Below are 19,674 nucleotides of genomic sequence, written 5' to 3'. Positions count from 1 at the left end.
TTACGTGGCTAATACACTTTATGACCGTACCATTGCTTTTGCTGGCATGTGCCAAGCGGTAGCGCTGATGCAAGATATCGCAAAAGAGGGTCACTGTGATAAAGACGCGTTTGAGACTTCTATAAAAGCTATTCTGAACACCAATCCTTCCAATACGTTGGCAGTATTTGGCGATGAGTCCAACTTAAAAACAGGGTTAGAGTGCCTGGAAAAAGGCATCGACAGCACACCTGCAGGCAGTGAAGTCACTCGATACCTTATCTCTCTTATGGCGCTGGAACGCAAACTCAGCGCCCGCCGCGACTCGTTGTCACAGCTTGGTGACCGCATTCAAATGGCTCAACGCCAAACCGAACATTTTGATCTGTTTGATGACAACATGATCAGCAACCTCGCCAGCATTTACCTTGACGTGATCAGCCCAATTGGTCCACGAATTCAGGTCACTGGTACCCCTTCAGTTTTACAGCAAACCGCTAACCAGCATAAAGTCCGCGCACTATTACTTTCGGGTATTCGATGTGCCGTACTTTGGCGCCAGACCGGCGGTAAGCGTCGCCACTTAATATTTGGTCGCAAGAGCATGCTCGAGCAGGCCCAAATTCTGCTGGCACGAATTTAACTTAACAAATCACTCAGATATTCAGGAGATAAACATGGAACTGTCAGCATTGACTGCTGTTTCACCGGTAGACGGCCGCTACGGAAGTAAAACGATTGCGTTACGCAGTATCTTTAGTGAGTATGGCCTCCTAAAGTATCGTTCAATCGTTGAAATCCGTTGGCTACAGAAGCTTGCAGCGACAGATGCAATCGCAGAAGTCCCTGCATTCAGCGCAGAAGCGAACAAGTTCTTGGACGAGCTAGCGGCAAACTTCAGTGAAGAAGATGCAGCACGCATTAAGGAAATCGAGCGCACTACCAACCACGACGTTAAAGCGGTTGAATACTTCCTGAAAGAAAAAGTAGCAGGTGTTCCTGAACTGCACGCAGTGAACGAGTTCATTCACTTCGCCTGTACTTCAGAAGACATCAACAACACGTCACACGCTTTGATGCTTAAAGAAGCACGTGAAACGGTTATCCTTCCTGAAATCAAAAACATCATTGATGCGATCAAAGCGTTGGCAGAAGAATACCGCGATATTCCTCTTCTTTCCCGTACGCACGGTCAGCCAGCTTCCCCAACGACTATGGGTAAAGAAATGGCGAACGTTGCTTACCGCATGGAGCGTCAGTACAAGCAAATCGCAGACGTTGAAATTCTGGCGAAAATCAACGGTGCAGTAGGTAACTACAACGCACATCTATCAGCTTACCCAGAGCTAGACTGGCACAAGTTCAGCGAAGAGTTCATCACTGAATCTCTTGGCGTAACCTGGAACCCTTACACCACTCAAATCGAGCCACACGACTACATTGCAGAGCTGTTTGACGCGATCGCTCGCTTCAACACCATTCTGATCGACTTCGATCGTGACGTATGGGGTTACATCGCTCTGGGTCACTTCAAGCAGAAGACCATCGCTGGCGAAATCGGTTCTTCAACAATGCCTCACAAAGTTAACCCTATCGACTTTGAAAACTCCGAAGGTAACCTTGGCCTGGCAAACGCCGTATTCAGCCACCTTGCTCAAAAGCTGCCTATCTCTCGCTGGCAGCGTGACCTGACAGACTCAACGGTTCTTCGTAACCTTGGTGTTGGTGCTGGTTACGCAATCATTGCGTACACTTCAACACTAAAAGGCATCAGTAAGCTGGAAGTGAACCGCGAAGCACTATTGGCAGAACTTGACCAAAACTGGGAAGTACTGGCAGAACCTGTACAAACAGTGATGCGTCGTTACGGTATCGAGAAGCCATACGAGAAGCTTAAAGAGCTGACTCGTGGTAAGCGTGTCGATGGCGAAGCAATGCGCAACTTCATTGATGGCTTAGAACTGCCTGAAGATGAAAAAGCACGCCTGAAAGAAATGACACCAGCAAACTACATTGGTCAGGCAATCGAGCTAACTGACAAGCTGTAATTCTTCAGTAATCCTTTGTTTTCACAAAAACCAGTTGGTTATCCAACTGGTTTTTTATTGCCCGTAATCCCACTAATCTTCCAGATATTCTGCCAATTGGCGAATTTAACTCTCCCCCTTAAATCTCACCAATGAGCCAAATAGTAAACAAAATTAAAAATGTTTCCGTTTTTAGCTCACCATTTCACCAATTAGCTCTAATTTCATACAAATACAATTACATATCAATATAACTCATTGATATTAAAGAATTCTCATTTTCAATAATGTAACCAAATATATAAATGAGGTTCTTTTAATCACTTATTGTGATATAAATCACGCCAACTCAGGGACGAACCTAAAAATCCATAAAGATACACAACACCAATCTGAGCCATATAATAAAGAGGAATATATGTTTCTTAAGAATCTGGCAATCAGCAGAAAACTAGCACTTTCGTTTTCATTGATTGCGATCATAAACGTTATTTTTGCTGTCTTCTTCCTGAATGGTTTAAAACACATTCGCAATGAACTACTTAACTACGCAGATGACACATTGCCAGCCGTAATGACAGTGGAATCTCTGCAACAAGACTTTTTAGAGCTGCGTCTTTCTCAGTACAAACTATTGAAGGCACACTCAAACCAATCAGAATTGCTGAGCGATATTCAGAGCAACGAAATACTAAAAAAAGAGCTGACTGAAAATCTGAAGGCTTACGGGAAGACTGTCTGGCCGGGGGAAGAGCAGACCACTTTCGATCAGTTGATGACCGACTGGAAACTTTACGTGACTCAAAGTGATCAATACCACAAGCTGCTTGCAAGCGCGCAAGGCTTAAAAGCTCAGGAATTGGTATTGAATAATCAGGCAACGGCTGAGTCTATGTCGCGCGCTTTCACTACTTTGAAACGCATTTTGAATGACGCGATGCTGAGCAACCGTTCTACCATCCTTGATGAAATCAATGGTCTTGAGAACAAGAACCTGATCAGCAATGGTCTTGCCCTGCTCGCAATGCTTATCATCACCATCGTTCTTACCAAGGCTATTTGTGGTCCACTTAAGAAGGTTGTCGATCTGGCAAACGATATCGCAAGTGGTGACTTATCCAAGAATCTGGATACCAATGCCATCGGTAAAGACGAACTTGGTCAGCTGGCTACAGCTGTACAGTCGATGCAGAACAACCTGAAATCCCTGATTGAGCAAGTGGCTTCTGCTGTGTCTCAGGTCAACCATTCTGCTGGTGAAGTGAATACCATCTCCAGACAGTCTGCAACTGGTATGCAACATCAGCAGGAAGAGACAAGTCAGGTTTCTTCAGCGATGACGGAAATGGAATCTGTAATCCACGACATCTCTAACAACACCGAAACGTCAGCACAAGAAACCCAAGATGCCATGAACCTGACTCAGGACGGCAACAATCAGGTGAAGCTGATGATCGATGCGATGATGGAAGTCGCGGAATCGATTCGTCTTTCAAGTGAAACCGTGGCTGAGCTGGAAAAACGTTCTCAACAGATCCACGTGTTTGTTGATGTTATTCAGGACATTGCCGAGCAAACGAACCTACTTGCTCTGAATGCCGCGATTGAAGCTGCTCGTGCAGGTGAAAGTGGTCGTGGTTTTGCGGTAGTCGCAGCTGAAGTTCGTTCACTTGCAGGAAGAACGCAAGATTCAACAGGCGAGATCAGCACCATCATCGAACAGTTCAAAGCCAGCACTCAAAAAGTGAAGACCGTTTCAGATGACAGCCAGGAAAGCACCGAGCGATGCCTGAGCATGGGCGATCAGGTACAAAACATAATGGCTGACATTCAAAACGCGGTAACCCAAATCTCGGATATGGGTGCACAAATCGCAAGTGCATGTAGCCAGCAATCCGCTGTAGTTGGCGACCTGACCGTTCGCGTCGAGAACATGCAAAGCTCGTCAGAACAGGTAGCGCAAGGGTCGCTCCAGACCGCTCAATCCTGTGAAGAGTTAGAGCAGCTTTCTCAGTCTCTGCAACAATCAATGGCGAAATTCCGACTGGTATAACCCATCGAAATCCGTTCCATACGCACCATCTGATCCATTTATTTTCAGCCCCCATTTCACACCCGTTAAATCGGGAGGGGGTTTTATTGGAGTTAAAAAATGAAAACCAAACTTACGCTTCTTGCCCTTTCTCTTGCTGCTACAACGGCGATTTCGACGCCAGCAGTGAGTGCTCCCCTGCTTTCTGGTATCGAAGGTGAATACAACCGCGAACACAGAACCAGCAACGCATGGCTGGAAGTCAGCTTGTCTCAGTTCAACGACAACATTGACCAGTTCCGCACGCACGTTGGTTCCGGTACAAGCATCTGTGCAGTAATGAAGGCTGATGCTTACGGCAATGGTATTCAGGGTCTGATGCCTACTGTTATGGCTCAGGGTATCCCATGTGTAGCTATTGCAAGCAACGAAGAAGCGCGTATTGTTCGTGAATCAGGCTTCAACGGTCAGCTAATTCGCGTGCGCTCGGCAAGCAACAAAGAAATTGCCGATGCAATTCAGTACGAAGTAGAAGAGCTTGTGGGTTCTCTGTCTAAAGCGCGCCAGATCGAGCGTATCGCAGAGCGCTTCGACGCTGAGATCAACGTTCACCTTGCTCTGAACTCCGGTGGTATGGGTCGTAATGGTCTGGACATGTCGACAGAGCGTGGTCAGCGTGACGCACTTAAGATGACAGATTTCGACAACGTTGAAATTGTTGGCATCATGACTCACTTCCCTAACTACGAAGTGGACTACATTCGCGAAAAAGCAGCGGATTTTGAGAAAAGCGCACTTTGGATAATTGAAAACTCTGATCTGGACCGTGAAGACGTTACTCTGCATGCTGCAAACTCGTTCACGTCTCTAAACGTTCCAGAAGCACAGTTCGACATGGTTCGCCCTGGTGGCGTACTTTACGGTGACCTGCCTGGACACGCAGAGTACCCATCAATCGTAAGCTACAAAACCAAGGTAGCATCTCTGCACCGCCTGCCAGCAGGCAGCACGGTTGGTTACGATAGCTCTTTCGTTACGCAACGTGACAGCGTTCTGGCTAACCTGCCTCTTGGATACTCAGACGGTTACAACCGTAGCCTGGGCAACAAAGGGGAAGTGATCATCCAAGGCAAGCGCGTACCAGTGGTAGGAAAAATCTCAATGAACACCACCATGGTAGATGTAACAGACATCGACGGCATCCGCCAAAATGCTGAGGTAGTTCTGTTTGGTGAACAAGGTAAAGAAGCGGTGACTATCAGTGAGATAGAAACGCACACCGACATGATTTTCCCAGAGATCTACACCATTTGGGGTAACTCAAACCCTCGCCGCTACGTGCGTTAATTTGCACTGAGCCATTAATGAAAACCAAGCCGCCAATCTGGCGGCTTTTTTTGTACTCAAACATTCTGATCTTTCTAATTGAATTGAACGTAAATAATAATCAATTCATCCATTTGTAAATAAATGAAAAGCAGATTGATGAAGGTAGACGATATATGAGAATAATATCAATTCGATGAAAGTCGAATCCTAGTTTATTATTAAATAATGACCAGATTTATAATTACTTAAGAAACATTCAGCGAGTTAACATTTTTATGAGACATCGTTCAACTAAACACTCTTACTTACAGAAAACCAGTGTACACAAGGCTTACTACACAAGATGATGTACTCACTTCAATAATCGCTAAATTATAATTATATTCTATGGGTGACAGATGAAAGATAATATAAAAATATCATTAATTGTTCCCGTCTTTAATGAAGAAGAGGCAATTCCTCTTTTCTATAAAACTGTAAAAGAAAATAAAGAACTAAATAAATACGACATTGAGATCTTGTTTATTAATGATGGCAGTACCGACCTGACCGAAAGTATTATAGAGGCGCTTGCCGTTTCTGATAATAGTGTTATCCCACTGAGCTTTACTCGAAATTTTGGCAAGGAACCCGCCTTAATGGCAGGGTTAGAACACGCAACCGGTGACGCTGTCATCCCCATCGATGTCGATCTTCAGGACCCCATTGACGTCATTCCTGAAATGGTAGAAAAATGGCGCAATGGAGCAGATGTTGTCCTTGCCAAACGAGTCGATCGCACCACAGACAGCGTCCTGAAACGCAATACCGCGGAATGGTTTTATAAGGTGCACAACAGAATCAGCGAATTGCAGATACAGGAAAACGTTGGGGACTTCCGTTTGCTTTCCCGAGACACCGTTGAGCACATCAAACTCCTTCCTGAACGCAACTTGTTTATGAAAGGTATCCTCTCTTGGGTGGGCGGTAATGTAGAAATCGTGGAATATACACGACAAGAACGTTCGGCGGGTGATTCCAAGTTCAACGGGTGGAAACTGTGGAACTTCGCGATTGAAGGTATTACCAGCTTTTCTACCTTGCCGCTTCGGGTCTGGAGCTACATCGGTTTTGTCATCTCCTTTATGTCACTGCTTTATGGCGGCTGGATCATTCTGGATAAGTTCATCAATGAAAACCCTGTACCGGGCTTTCCGACTCTTATTGTGGCCATAGTGTTCCTTGGCGGCATACAGTTGATAGGAATTGGCATCATTGGGGAATACGTGGGTCGCGTTTACATCGAGTCCAAACAACGCCCAAGATACCTTCTGAAAACTCAGCAAACACTGGCAACGCCTACTCAACAAGCCCCTGTTAATGTTAAAGAAGTGGATTTTTCTTCTGATAAAAAGAACAAGGCGTCGTCGAGTTAGCCGATACTCGAAAATCGAAAGGCGAGCATTGCTCGCCTTTTTTCTTGAACGATTGTTAAATTCAAATCTTAATAGAGTTAGAATGTCGCCAAATTCATATTTGCGAAGTTCACATGTACCAGCTCTCATTTTCACTTGAAGAATTCCTAACCCAATACTGGCAAAAAAAACCAACCATTATAAAAGGTGGATTTGCTGACTTTTCTGACCCTCTTTCTCCTGACGAGCTGGCTGGCTTAACCATGGAAGAGGAGATCGACTCGCGCTTCGTTTCAAACCTCGATGACAACTGGGTGGCTGAACACGGACCTTTTCCTGAAGAGAAATTCGCAGAACTGGGAGAAACTAACTGGTCTTTTATTGTTCAGGCAGCAAACCACTGGCACCCTGAAGCCGCAGAACTGGTTAAAGCGTTTGACGCCATGCCAAACTGGCTGTTCGATGACCTGATGATCAGCTACTCGGTAAACGGTGGTGGCGTTGGTCCTCACATTGACCAGTACGATGTGTTCATCATCCAGGGCCTAGGAAAAAGGCACTGGCGCGTAGGTGCAAAAGACGAAGGTCAATACACTGAAACCTGCCGCCACTCGGTATTGCGTCAAATTGAGGGTTTTGACCCAATTATCGATGATGTATTAGAACCGGGGGACATTCTTTACATTCCACCGGGTTTTCCACACGATGGCTATGCACAGGAGCCTTCCATGAGTTACTCCGTGGGATACCGTTCGCCAAAGCAGCAAGAATTGCTGAGTAATTTTGCCGATTATGTTCTTGTGCAGGATATGGGCGATCACCACCTCCACAATCCACAACAGGAAACACAGGAATCGACGGGCGTTATCCAGTCAAAAGATCTGGATCAGCTAAAGAGCATGCTTAAGAACTCGCTCGAAGATGAAGATGTACTGGACAAATTCATCGGCTGCTTGGTCAGCCAGTCTCGCCATCAGTTAGACATTGTCGCGATGGAAGAAAAGTGGTCTTCCGACGAGCTGAAAGAGTACTTAGAAGATGGTGGTGCTATCGAACGAGTATCGGGGCTTCGCGCCTACTATCACCAAGAGAAGCCACTCACCGCTTACGTCAATGGTGATGTCGTTACCGTAGAAGCTTCGCAACAGGGTCTTGTTATCGCAATGTGCGACAACCAAGTCATGATTTGGGAAGACATTGTGGAGGCGGGTGACACAGAAACCGCTTTGGACATCATGACCGACTTTGTTAACCGCGGTTACTGGTTCCCACAGGATTAAGAGAGTCTGTTTACCATCATTAAAAAAGGGAGCACCTGCTCCCTTTTCAAATCACAGACTAATCATCACACCTTAAACTGACTGACTAAGTCTTTCTGTCTAGAAGAAATAGCAGATATTTCCTGACTTACACGCTCAGAGGATTCAGCCTGATTCAGAATTTGAGCACTCAATTCCCTTATGTTGGACACGTTCTGATTGACCTCACCGGATACCGATTGCTGCTCTTCCGCTGCTTTCACAATCTGTGAATTCATATCAACGATCGCCGCAATGGACTGGTCAATTGTATTCAGTTCATTCACGGCTTTATCAACCTGCTCATTGGTGTGCGCGGCTAACTCGTTACCTTCCTGAATGGCGCTGACCACGTTTTTCGTTCCTACCTGAACTTTCTCAATCACTTCACGAATTTCACCCACAGAGTCCTGTGTCCGGCTTGCTAAGTTACGAACTTCATCCGCTACTACTGCAAAGCCTCGACCTTGCTCCCCTGCCCTTGCGGCTTCGATAGCAGCGTTAAGTGCAAGTAGGTTGGTTTGCTCAGAGATGCCTTCGATAACGGTCAGAATTTCTGTGATAGCCGCATTGTTCTTCGCTAGGTCTTCCACTACTGGAACAGCGCTGGTCATTTTGTCCACCAGCTTTGTCATTTCATCAGACGAGTCTGCGATAACATCTTTGCCCTGCGCGACAGATTGATTGGCTTCATTAGCCGCCTGAACCGCAATTTCTGCATTCTGAACCACCAAGCCGGCGGTCTGAGTCATCTCTTCTGACGCAGTGGCAACCAAATCCACCTCTTTAAACTGAGCATCACTGCTCTGCCTTGTGACGGATGCAGCTTTTCCAGACTGGTCGGAAGTCGACGCAATATCGTGCGTTGTGGCGACCACTTCTTTAATAGTCACTTGCAGCTTGTCGAGAAACTTGTTGAATCCTGAAGCCAACTGACCAATCTCATCCTGAGTCTGAACCTCCAGACGCTGAGTCAGATCCCCTTCTCCAGATGCAATATCATCAAGCCTCGTTACCACTTCTCGAATCGGTTTCACCAGACGAATAGAAAGCCCAGTAATCAAACCCAAACCAATCAAGACCAATAGCACACCAACAAGTAATTCTGTCGAAACCGAGCCATTCACTAGGTCAGTAATCACTGAATCGAGCACGATAGCATCAGAAAGTACGCTGTCACGGGGAACTTCAAGCAATACACCCCAAGTCTGATTCGCGACAGAAACGGGGGAAAACACGGTTAGCCATTGCTTGTCGTCACTCCATTCAGACTGAACCTCACTGGAAAACAGGAATTCTTCCAGCTTAGCGGCGCTAATTCGGCTGCTCTGATATTTTTGCCCCACACCAGCATTTACATCATCAGACGCTATTAAGCTGCCATCCAAGCTAAGAATGGCAATATGCCCTTTCCCTTCGAAGAGCGCCTGATCTGACTCCATCACAGTTTCAATCAACGCATTCAATGATAAGTCGATACCTAAAAAGCCGACGATCTCTTCATCAGTAACAAGAGGGACAGAAAGAGAGGTTTGAAGCACATCGCCATTTTGACTTTTCACCACACGTGGCGAGGTGACACAGGCTTGACCTGAATTGGTCGGACAGAGAAAACGTTCCGCCTGAGAGGGATCGGCCAGAGTGCTTTCTTCAAGTGGCTGACCAAAAACCAGAGACTCGTCTTCACTCGACACCGACCAGTAGCTGGCAAAGCGTCCTTTTTCGTTAGATCCAACGTAATCCGCACCGTGGTAGTTGCTATCTTCTCCATCCAAGGCTTCTGGATTAAACACCAGATAAGCGCCCCGAACGGTTGGAAAGCGTTCCACCGTATTGTTGATCATTTCATTGAGCGCGGTTCGCAACTCTTCACTCGGCGTAAAGTTCTCTAATGCGTTACGACGCAAGAATAAAGCACTTTCGCCCAGCATCTCTGCACGATACGTCGCCTCGTCGAGATACGTTTGAACTTCCGCAGCATTGAGTTTCGCCAACCCAGCCAGGATTTGCTGAGACTTATTGATAACGGATTGGGAACTGTGGTCAATGATGATCTTCTGGTTGCCTGTCGCATTGTAGATTGAAAATCCGATCAAGCTTATTGAAGTGAACAGCAGGCACAACCCTGCCAATAATGTGATCTTCCAGTGGACTGATAGTGTTCGCATATACCCAACCTCCTTGTGCAAACGCCAGTTTGTTACCGCCACAAGCGAGCATTAACAAATTTTTTACAGCTCAATCTATCAACACAAAATGCAAAATACTAGCGCGATTACAACAAGTTTTTTCTGCTGACTCGTCAATCTAATGACGAATTTTATCCAAGTGACCAACAGCAATGGTTCACATGCTGAAGTCAACTTTTTGACGATGGTGATAAAAATATTAATTTCTTACTTATCGAACACTTGAGTCAAATCTTTAGTCATATTTTTGAGACAAATCCTAGTGCCAAAAAACCGTTTCTTAAGTAGCTCAAACTTGTTCTTTTAAAGTGCCAAATGAATCGATTCAAGCTCAGAAACCTTCTGTTTAAGCGCTCAAAAAGCGAACAAATCTCTTGCGAATTAATAATTCCACATATAGATTAAATGAAACATTTATTTCATTTAATCTATTCTCGACAAGTTTCAGGAGCGAAAAATGGCAAATGTGGAGAAGGAACTTGATGTCATCTGCATGGGGCGTGTGGCCGTCGATCTGTACGGAGATCAGATTGGCTCGCGGCTGGAAGACATGACAACTTTTGCAAAATATCTGGGTGGTTCTTCAGGCAATGTTGCGTATGGAACCGCGATTCAAGGATTGAAATCCGGAATGCTGGCTAGAGTTGGCGACGAACATATGGGCCGCTTTGTGCGGGAGGAACTGATTCGCGCTGGTGTCGATGTCAGTCTCCTCATCACAGATAAAGATCGTCTGACTGCATTGGTGCTTTTAGGGATAAAGGATGAAGAAACCTTCCCCCTTATTTTCTACCGAGACAACTGTGCCGACATGGCAATTACACCAGAGGACGTTGATGAGCAGTACATCGCTTCTTCTCGCTGTCTGGCGATAACGGGCACCCATTTGTCGAATCCAAGATCGAGAGAAGCGGTTCTAACAGCTTTGAGATATGCGCGACGGCATGGTGTTAAAATCGCACTCGACATTGATTATCGCCCGGTGCTTTGGGGCTTAACCTCTTTGGGTGATGGAGAAACTCGCTTCATCGAATCGGAAAAAGTGACAGAGTCACTCCAAGAAGTCATTCATTATTTCGATTTGATCGTTGGCACCGAAGAAGAATTCCACATCGCGGGAGGATCAACAGACACCATCGGCGCTTTAAAAGCTGTTCGCCTGCATTCTAAAGCAGAGCTGGTGTGTAAACGTGGTCCTATGGGATGTAGCGTATTTACGGCAGAGATCCCTGAAACACTGGATGAAGGCATTACCGTAAAAGGTGTTCGGGTTGATGTGTTAAACGTATTAGGTGCAGGCGATGCATTCATGTCAGGATTGCTAAGGGGCTACCTTAGCGGCGAATCCTGGGAGCAAAGCTGTCACTATGCCAATGCGTGTGGTGCATTGGTGGTGTCTCGCCATGGTTGTGCCCCGGCAATGCCAACAAAAGACGAGCTAGACTATTACCTCGAACATGCTCAAGCCATACCCAGACCAGACATCAGCCCAGAGCTTAACCATTTACATCGGGTGACTAAGCGTGCCCGAAAATGGGAAGACGTGTGCATACTCGCCTTTGACCACCGTTCTCAGTTTGTGGATATGGTGCAGGAAGCCGAGCGTGATTGGGATTGCATTCCATATCTTAAATCTCTGATCTGGCAGGCTTATCGTGAAGCATCCGAGGAACTTGGTCTGACAGGTCGTTCAGGCATTCTCTGCGACAGCACTTTCGGGCAACACGTGTTAAATGCAGCAACTGGAATCAAAGCGGGAAATGACCCGGCAGTCTGGATTGCTCGTCCTATTGAGCTACCGTCTTCAAGACCGCTCGAACTGGAACACGGAAACATTGGAAGTCAGTTAGTAAGTTGGCCACGAGAGCACATTGTAAAATGTCTGGTGTTCTACCATCCCGATGATGAAGAGCAAATCAAAGTTCATCAGCAGAAAACCATTAGCGAAATCTATCAGGCGTGTTGCCAAAGCGGGCATGAACTCTTGCTGGAAATCATTCTTCCTAAAAGCGATGAGGTCTATTCAGAGAATGAAGAGGCACACCACTATTTCGCCGCCCTTTCTCAGCTCTATCAACTGGGCATTAAGCCAGACTGGTGGAAGCTGCCCGCCATGACATCTGATGGCTGGCGCAACCTGGACAGCCTTATTGACGAACACGACCCACATTGCAGAGGTATTGTTCTGCTAGGGTTGGACGCCCCCATCGAACAGCTAGATAAGGGATTTAAACAAGCATCGGATAGCAAGCATGTTCAGGGATTTGCCGTTGGTCGATCCATATTCGGGCAACCTACCAGACGATGGCTCGCCCATAAAATTGACGATGAAACGTTTATTTCAAACGTTAAAGAAAACTACCGAGCACTGGTATCGGTTTGGCAACAAAGAAATCACTGATTGCCTGCACAATGAACTGGAGAATTCACTATGGAAACCATCAATAATTTCATTAACGGGCAGCGTGCAGAAAGCCAGACATCCCGTTTCGGAAAAGTATACAACCCAGCAACCGGACAACAGACCAAACAGGTCGTACTCAGCCAGGTCAGCGAAGTGGAAGACGCCATTGAAGCAGCAGCGAGTGCTTTTCCTGAATGGTCGAAAACTCCACCTCTGCGCCGCGCCAGAGTTATGTTCAAATTCAAATCCCTGCTTGAGGCTCATAGCAAAGAGCTGGCAGAAATGATCTCCAGCGAACACGGTAAAGTGTTTTCAGATGCGATGGGCGAGCTGACCCGAGGGCTGGAAGTGGTTGAGTTTGCCTGTGGCATACCACACCTTCAAAAAGGTGAAAGTTCAGCCAATGTCGGCTGCGGCGTAGACAGCCATTCCATCATGCAGCCACTTGGTGTCTGTGTGGGTATTACTCCGTTTAATTTCCCGGCTATGGTGCCTATGTGGATGTTCCCTATAGCCATTGCAACGGGAAATACCTTTGTTCTGAAACCTTCTGAGAAAGATCCGTCACTCTCTCTAATGATGGCAGATCTTATAAAGCAGGCAGGTTTACCCGATGGAGTCTTCAACGTCGTCAATGGCGATAAAGAAGCTGTGGATGTCCTTCTTACTCACCCTAAAGTGCAGGCAGTCAGTTTTGTGGGTTCCACCCCAATTGCGGAATACATCTACTCGACAGCATCTGCTCATGGCAAACGTTGCCAGGCGTTAGGTGGTGCAAAGAACCACTGCATACTCATGCCCGACGCTGACATGGAAATGGCGACTGGAGCCATTCTTGGTGCGGGTTTTGGAGCTGCTGGTGAACGCTGCATGGCGCTCTCGGTGGTGGTAGCCGTAGGTGATGAGACAGCAGATCAGCTAGTAGAAAGCTTGAAACAAAAAATCGAAATAATGAAAGTGGGACCGGGTCTGGTTGAAGGCGAAGAAAATGACATGGGCCCCGTTATTTCAGCCGAGCACAGGCAAAAAATTCTTGGCTATATCGAATCCGGTGAGCAGCAAGGTGCAAGCTTGGTAGTCGATGGTCGAAACTGCAAAGTTCAAGGGCATGAAGATGGTTTCTTCGTCGGTCCAACCCTGTTCGATCAAGTGAGCCCCGATATGACCATCTATCAGGATGAAATATTTGGTCCGGTTCTGTCTGTTGTTCGTGTGCCTGACTATCAAACGGCACTGGAACTCATAAACAACCACGAATATGGAAACGGCACAGCGATATTCACCCGAGACGGTGAAACAGCCAGACAGTTCAGTGAAGACGTTCTGGCAGGAATGGTCGGAGTAAATGTCCCCATCCCGGTACCTATGGCATTTCACAGTTTTGGTGGCTGGAAACGATCTATTTTCGGTCCGCTAAACGTTCATGGAAATGATGGTGTGCGTTTTTATACCCGAATGAAAACAGTGACCACTCGCTGGCCAACCAGTGTCCGACTAGAAACACACAAAAGTGACTTTGTTATGCCCACTATGGACTAGCCGTATTTAAGCTCTACCCATCTTGGTTAAACGGCTCTCTGCTCAACTCCCCCTTTTCTCAGAGCAGAGAGCTTTCTGTTCTTAAAAAAGGAAGAATCGTCATGTTGAAAGCGGTAAATCATGTTCAAATCACCATTCCTTCGGGTGCTCAATCTGAAGCAAAAGCATTTTATTGTGATGTTCTCGGGCTTACTGAGCTCGCAAAGCCCGATTCATTAAAAGGAAATGGCAGCTTCTGGCTTCTGCTCGGGGAAGTGTCCATTCATTTTGCTGTGGAAGACGCAGACTACCGTTCCCAAACCTCTTCCCACATCGCCTATGAGGTCACAGATATTCAAATTTGGCGAGACAAATTGACATCACTTGGTATAGAGGTTTTTGAGGACACACCGATTCCAGGTGTCGAGCGTTTCAATTTTCGGGATCCTTTCGGTAATCGGGTTGAGATGATGGAAATCCGCACAGCAAGTTAGCAGCTCAAAGGTAAAATCTTAAAAGTACACCAGAGGCTGTTTTTCTGAATTAAGCGCTTGAAATCAGGCAGTAAGGTGGATAAGTTTCAACCAGCTACTTTCCGCTTCTACTCGCTGTAACAGTGGAAGCTCCTGTCTTTCGCATAGACAATTAATCCCTGTTTCAGGAGCTGATATGGAAATCGAAGAAAAAACGGATTGCTTCTCTTGCCAGTTAACCTTCCCCAACCGAAACGAGCCTTATCAGGTATCTGAACTGGCTGACCTGCTCAATGACCTTTCCAGAATGTACGCTATTGCTGTTGAATACACTTGTGACAAAGAAGCGAGAAATATCGAAGAGTCTTTTTCTTCCCCATACGATCAGGTAGAAAGCACCCTTGCATTTAAAGAATACGTGAGAGAAAGAAGCCTGCAAGCAAGAGCACAGGTACTTAGCCAGATTGCGGATAAGAAAATCACCCTTAGCGGTCAGGAAATTGATGTTGAAATGTACCGATATTTCCCCACAAAAGCTGAAATTAAAGGCTTTCTTTTAGTTGATGATGACCCGACACTGCGAGTCCTGTCTATTAACTACAACAGCCCTCTGCAAGTCACTTTTGCTGGTCTGGCTCGCCCTCTTATTCTTGCGGTGATTCTGTGTGGTGGGGAAATCGATATCATGGGTGCCAGAGTGATCATGCCCGGCGTGGTCGACGCGCTGATCAAAATTAATGAAGCCTTTGTTCCTAAGAACTTTTTCACTGATGCGCCTGAACCCCCAAGTCAATCCAAGGAGTAAGCGCTAGATCGTAAAGTTCGCAACGTCTGATAGCGTTACTGTGGTTCTTTTCAATAAGGTGGCGCTACACTCAACATTTCTTCTGCTTCATGAAAAGAAAGGATACTTCAAATAATGCGTAAGCTGTTTTTCATTGCACTAGCACTGTTGCTAACTGCATGTGCTTCAAATGACTGGAAAGACTATGAGCCACCCGCTTATAAAAACGACAGCCACGGGGCATTGGTGGCGTATTATCAATGCTCTGAACGAGGAGTCGTTGGTGCGGGAGTTAACGTCTACGTAGACGGAGAATTTAAAGCACACCTGAATCAGGGAACGTATTACGCAGCGAGCCTACCAGCAGGTAGCTATACCCTTTCGTTCAAAAAAGAATTTCAGTCAATTGACTTCAACGTGGAAGTTAAGCCAACGACCAATACGTATTATCGAGTCAAACTGCCTTTGCTTTCCGACGGTGAAATGATCATACCAATCAATAAAGTAGACGAATCCATCGCACAGAAGATCTTACCTGCTTGCAAATGGGCGAAAAACGGCGAGTTCAGCAATATCGATGCGAAGTAATTTGTATTCATCAGAAAGAACTTTTTAAGTGGCACGCATGTTTTTCACGTGCCACTCAAACCTGATTATTTTAGAGAAGTGGGCATAAACGTTTTCATCGCTTCCAGGCTAATACGTGGACTCACCTGTCTCGCTGAGTACGAATCTAAACACGCGGAAGTCTGTGCCCAGCGAACTGGTAAATTCCACCCTCCATGCAAACACTCAATATACATGTTGGTTTGCGGATTTAGCGTTAGTACGCTCGGTCCGTAGTACAGGTCGATATCCGCTCTTGGCTGATTCCCAACACCTTTGTTAATTGCAAATCTCAGTTCCGGTTTTTCAACAACATCGGCTGGAATAAAGAAGGTAATTCCCCCATTAGCGATCGGTATCATACGGCGCTCACTTCGTGTAGCACTGGAAGGAACATTCACTTTTATCGGGTCTTGGGTAAACACCCACTGTGGTACAAACAATCGTCGGTTGTTTAATACCTTGTAAATGGCTTCTGTAATTAAATTAACGTCGTTGTTGGCACTGAATGTTTGCAAATAAAACGGTGCGTTTTGCGCAGCCAAGGCGGCTCTCACCCACGAATTTATTTGACGTTTAATGTCCGAAACACTTAACAAAGCGGGGTGTGCTTTTTGAAAAATCATAAAGCGATGAACCAAGTCGGACCAATTAATATTGATTCGACCTCGTGGGCGATTGTAGTGTGTGTCCAAGTCCCAAACCGTAACCACTTGAATTTTGTCATCCCAGTTTTGACCTACAAACGGGTCGTCTGCAGGTAAACCATACCCCATCAAGTCTTTTAGTGTGTCTTTCCAAAAAGGTACAGTTATCCCCCTGAAACCAACATAATCACTCATTGTGTTTTCAGGTAGAGTCGATTCGAGCTTCGCCACAAATTCTGCAGGATGTTTGCGACCTAGTTGGTCGAAAACATAACAAATTGGGAAGTCACCATAAGGCGTGCTGATGCTTTCTGAGCAATCCAAATTCAGAGTTTGGACATCCACCCCATCCACCACAAAATAAGTTTCAGCGGCTTTGGGCTGCGCAGCAAGAATGCGATAACCTTTTTGAGATGCGACCTGAGAAAGGTGTTCAATGTCCCGCTCGAATCCTCGGGTATCAAAAGCACCACTGAACCAAACCAATTCCTCTCCATAGAAGTAGTTCGGGTGCTCACTGTAAGCGCTACCAATATCGAATTCGGGCTGATTAAACCCAGTATTGTCTTTTGCAATCGAGCCAAATTTTGGTACGAACCAAATCAAATTTGAATCTACTGTATCTCCATATAAGTAGAACTTACTGAGAATATCGACCGGAAATTCCGCTTCGACATTTTTCAGTGATGGATCAATCGGAGCTGCAGATGCAGAATTAAGCGAGGCAGCCACCAGTAAAAAACACGTGATAGCGATACTTACGATTTTATTGCGCATGGTGATTCCATTATTCCTTGCAAATCATGTCGTTTTCTTCATTTGGGCATCCAGATTTAATCCATATACCCAGTAACTTTATGAGTTGTTCAGGCAGAGGCTGCCCAGTTGCAGGCATACCTGCTGGGGTTGCTCCCATACCAAACTCCTTTTCTTTTTCCCTAATTGCCAAACGCTGATACAAAATGCTTGGGTCACTTTCTCTAAGCCATTCTTCAATGTCGGTACGAGTTGCCATATTGAACTCTTCTTTAGCGCGTCCTTCGATGCCGTGGCAATGAACACAACCAGTATCTCGCCACAGTCGATTCCATATAAAGTTCAGAGCATTAGGCGGAATTTTGCCTTTTGGTAACGATGCAAATTCCTTTTTTATCTGGGATACCGAAGTGGCGAGCGCTTTCTCATTCTCTTCTCGCGAGGATTGAAAGTAAGCATAAAGATCATGCGCTTGCTCTTTAGAAACTGGCATTTTGGGCATTACGCGTCCTTCCACTTCCTTGCCATTCGCGTATTCATAGATCCAATCTGCAGAAAAAAGACTCATTGCGTTGGCGTTATAACCTGACAGTTGGCTGGAGCCGTGGCACATGCTGCAAGTCTTCTCAAACAGAGCCCTGCCTCTGGTTGGCGAACCCTGTACCTCCTTTTCAGATTCAACAGGAATCACCTTTAAGTGTTCACTGATTGCCACCACTTCATCTTCTGAGATTTGGGTGTAGGCCATCATCTTTGGGGCATCACACTCATCGTGTGTACATTTGCCATGTGGCGCATTCAGAAACTGGGCGAGTGTTTTTCTATTAACCCTGACTGACTGCTTTTTAAAAATCGGCCAAATGGGGGCATGCAGATAAGAAAGTGGGTACTTTTCCATAGACTCAAGACGCTTATCTTTGACAGGCAGTGCAACGTACCTCGCATCTTTGATGTTGTTTCTATAGTTGTATGCAATATCATCAATTTCGGTATGGCAAGCCACGCACTTTTGGTCAGTCCATTTTCTAGAACCATTAGGTAACTTACCAACTGGCTTCATGCGGTTATCAAAATGGCATCCGTGACATTCTTGTTCAATTGCGGTCTTATATTCGCGTTCATCAATCTCCAATGCCAACGCATCGAAAGGCAGTAAAAACGTTGCGCCCCGTAAGAAAAACAGAGCGCAACGAACCCACAAACAACTAAAGTAGGTCATAACAATCGGCATAGAAAATCAGTACATAACCTCAATAAATGGTGTTGAGGGTATGGGTTCTGAAATCACTATTGGTGTCGTTGCCAAAGCATCGGGAATAACCCAATAACCCGGCTGACCTTCTACCGACTGGAACAGGTCAATGAACTGTGTCCAACGTTGAAACAATTGTGACTGCTCAATAGGTAAACCTGCTTCAAAGCCAAACAACGTCTCGTCGGCATGAGCAGAGTAAAAAATAATACCCTGTGCCTGACCATAAAATCCGATATCAACATGAGGAATACTTGGCTCTACCGGATCAGCCAAAGGTGGCAGATCAAGCTCCAGCACTTTTTGCTCGACCAATTGACTCACAATAGTTGGCACTTCAATGTAAACACCCGGTGCTGGTTGGTTAGCAGGATCCGATAGAGAGAATTGAGCATGCATCAACTGTTTAGTGTCGATAAGCTCTAGCAACTTGGCTTCTTTTTCAGCACTGGTGTTGTATCGAATAACCAAACTACACAGCTTCGGATAACCCGGTGGACGTGTAGAAACCGATGAATACTCGAAAGTGCTCAAAACATCTGTTAGAGCTTGGGTCGGCTGGCAAAGTACTGCATCATCAGGAACAATTGTCTTTCTGTTAGGACGAATATTGTGTTCCTGTGCAAACGCGGTGAACTCACCCGTCAATATACTTCTTGGCGTAAAACTGACCGTCAGAGTTTTGTTTCTGTACTCTCCCGGAACAGGTTGACGGTACTCGTAATCATAATCACGAAACCAAACGTACCCTGTTCCACGAGTCGTATTTTTAAATGGCGCGAAGACGATATCACCGTTATCAATTGTGGAATTAAAGTCCAGTAATGACAGCGTATAATCACTGGCATGTGCCGACACCGCAGATAACAATGCAACACTTGCCATTAAATGACTAATTTTTATCATGAGCTAATCCTTGAGCTAGCCCACATATTGCGTGGGCTAGATACTGCGTTAGAATCCGTATAAATCCTTGTGTACCAAAC

General features: G+C 45.8%; 15 protein-coding genes. 11 read left to right on the top strand and 4 right to left on the bottom strand.

The annotated features are described in order from the left end of the window. The first annotated feature begins 4 nt into the window (after positions 1-4). The 6 genes from hflD to QMG91_RS06625 all read left to right on the top strand — a co-directional run bounded on the left by hflD (position 5) and on the right by QMG91_RS06625 (position 8,041). Positions 5-622 carry a high frequency lysogenization protein HflD gene (gene hflD, locus QMG91_RS06650; RefSeq protein WP_004406683.1) on the top strand — a complete coding sequence of 206 codons (618 nt, stop codon included), beginning with the start codon at positions 5-7 and terminating at the stop codon, positions 620-622. 34 nt (positions 623-656) lie between these two features. Continuing rightward, a complete protein-coding gene (gene purB / locus QMG91_RS06645; RefSeq protein WP_022595668.1) occupies positions 657-2,027 on the top strand; it encodes an adenylosuccinate lyase in 1,371 nt (456 codons plus the stop codon). A 397-nt stretch (positions 2,028-2,424) separates the two neighbouring features. Continuing rightward, on the top strand, positions 2,425-4,059 hold the full coding sequence (locus QMG91_RS06640) for a methyl-accepting chemotaxis protein (RefSeq protein ID WP_022595670.1): 1,635 nt from the start codon (positions 2,425-2,427) through the stop codon (positions 4,057-4,059). A 99-nt stretch (positions 4,060-4,158) separates the two neighbouring features. Continuing rightward, on the top strand, positions 4,159-5,385 hold the full coding sequence (gene alr, locus QMG91_RS06635) for an alanine racemase (protein ID WP_281829774.1): 1,227 nt from the start codon (positions 4,159-4,161) through the stop codon (positions 5,383-5,385). Between the two features lie 380 nt (positions 5,386-5,765). Next, positions 5,766-6,782: a glycosyltransferase family 2 protein gene (locus QMG91_RS06630; protein ID WP_004406693.1), complete on the top strand. Its 1,017-nt coding sequence runs from the start codon at positions 5,766-5,768 to the stop codon at positions 6,780-6,782. A 113-nt stretch (positions 6,783-6,895) separates the two neighbouring features. After that, the gene (locus QMG91_RS06625) at positions 6,896-8,041 is read left to right on the top strand and encodes a cupin domain-containing protein (protein ID WP_281829771.1); all 1,146 of its coding nucleotides are present in this window, start codon (positions 6,896-6,898) and stop codon (positions 8,039-8,041) included. 65 nt (positions 8,042-8,106) lie between these two features. On the opposite strand, the gene QMG91_RS06620 is transcribed toward QMG91_RS06625, so the two are convergent. Then, positions 8,107-10,227 (bottom strand): methyl-accepting chemotaxis protein, encoded by a 2,121-nt coding sequence (locus tag QMG91_RS06620; protein ID WP_022551030.1) that lies wholly within the window; start codon positions 10,225-10,227, stop codon positions 8,107-8,109. Positions 10,228-10,705: 478 nt separating this feature from the next. Here QMG91_RS06620 and QMG91_RS06615 point away from each other — a divergent pair, with 478 nt between their 5' ends. From QMG91_RS06615 to QMG91_RS06595, 5 genes are all read left to right on the top strand, one after another. After that, the gene (locus QMG91_RS06615) at positions 10,706-12,649 is read left to right on the top strand and encodes a bifunctional 5-dehydro-2-deoxygluconokinase/5-dehydro-2-deoxyphosphogluconate aldolase (RefSeq protein WP_281829768.1); all 1,944 of its coding nucleotides are present in this window, start codon (positions 10,706-10,708) and stop codon (positions 12,647-12,649) included. A 30-nt stretch (positions 12,650-12,679) separates the two neighbouring features. Continuing rightward, positions 12,680-14,191, top strand: a complete 1,512-nt coding sequence (locus tag QMG91_RS06610) for a CoA-acylating methylmalonate-semialdehyde dehydrogenase (RefSeq protein ID WP_281829767.1) — start codon at positions 12,680-12,682, stop codon at positions 14,189-14,191. 101 nt (positions 14,192-14,292) lie between these two features. Continuing rightward, positions 14,293-14,664 (top strand): VOC family protein, encoded by a 372-nt coding sequence (locus QMG91_RS06605; protein WP_281829765.1) that lies wholly within the window; start codon positions 14,293-14,295, stop codon positions 14,662-14,664. A gap of 175 nt (positions 14,665-14,839) precedes the next feature. Then, positions 14,840-15,448, top strand: coding sequence for a hypothetical protein (locus QMG91_RS06600; RefSeq protein WP_022551033.1), 609 nt, complete (start codon positions 14,840-14,842; stop codon positions 15,446-15,448). Between the two features lie 114 nt (positions 15,449-15,562). Further along, the gene (locus QMG91_RS06595; RefSeq protein WP_281829762.1) at positions 15,563-16,015 is read left to right on the top strand and encodes a hypothetical protein; all 453 of its coding nucleotides are present in this window, start codon (positions 15,563-15,565) and stop codon (positions 16,013-16,015) included. Positions 16,016-16,080: 65 nt separating this feature from the next. Here the strand turns inward: QMG91_RS06595 and QMG91_RS06590 are convergent, their stop codons facing one another. The 3 genes from QMG91_RS06590 to QMG91_RS06580 are packed head-to-tail and all read right to left on the bottom strand — an operon-like array spanning position 16,081 to position 19,594. After that, a complete protein-coding gene (locus QMG91_RS06590; protein WP_281829761.1) occupies positions 16,081-17,457 on the bottom strand; it encodes a hypothetical protein in 1,377 nt (458 codons plus the stop codon). A 10-nt stretch (positions 17,458-17,467) separates the two neighbouring features. Further along, positions 17,468-18,655, bottom strand: coding sequence for a c-type cytochrome (locus tag QMG91_RS06585; protein ID WP_281829759.1), 1,188 nt, complete (start codon positions 18,653-18,655; stop codon positions 17,468-17,470). A gap of 18 nt (positions 18,656-18,673) precedes the next feature. After that, the gene (locus QMG91_RS06580; RefSeq protein WP_281829757.1) at positions 18,674-19,594 is read right to left on the bottom strand and encodes a hypothetical protein; all 921 of its coding nucleotides are present in this window, start codon (positions 19,592-19,594) and stop codon (positions 18,674-18,676) included. Positions 19,595-19,674 lie beyond the last annotated feature (80 nt).

Origin of the sequence: Vibrio nigripulchritudo, from assembly GCF_027924785.1 — a bacterium.
Lineage (GTDB): Bacteria > Pseudomonadota > Gammaproteobacteria > Enterobacterales > Vibrionaceae > Vibrio > Vibrio nigripulchritudo.
Note: the sequence above shows the minus strand (reverse complement) of the source record. Positions and strands in the feature narration are given on the sequence as shown.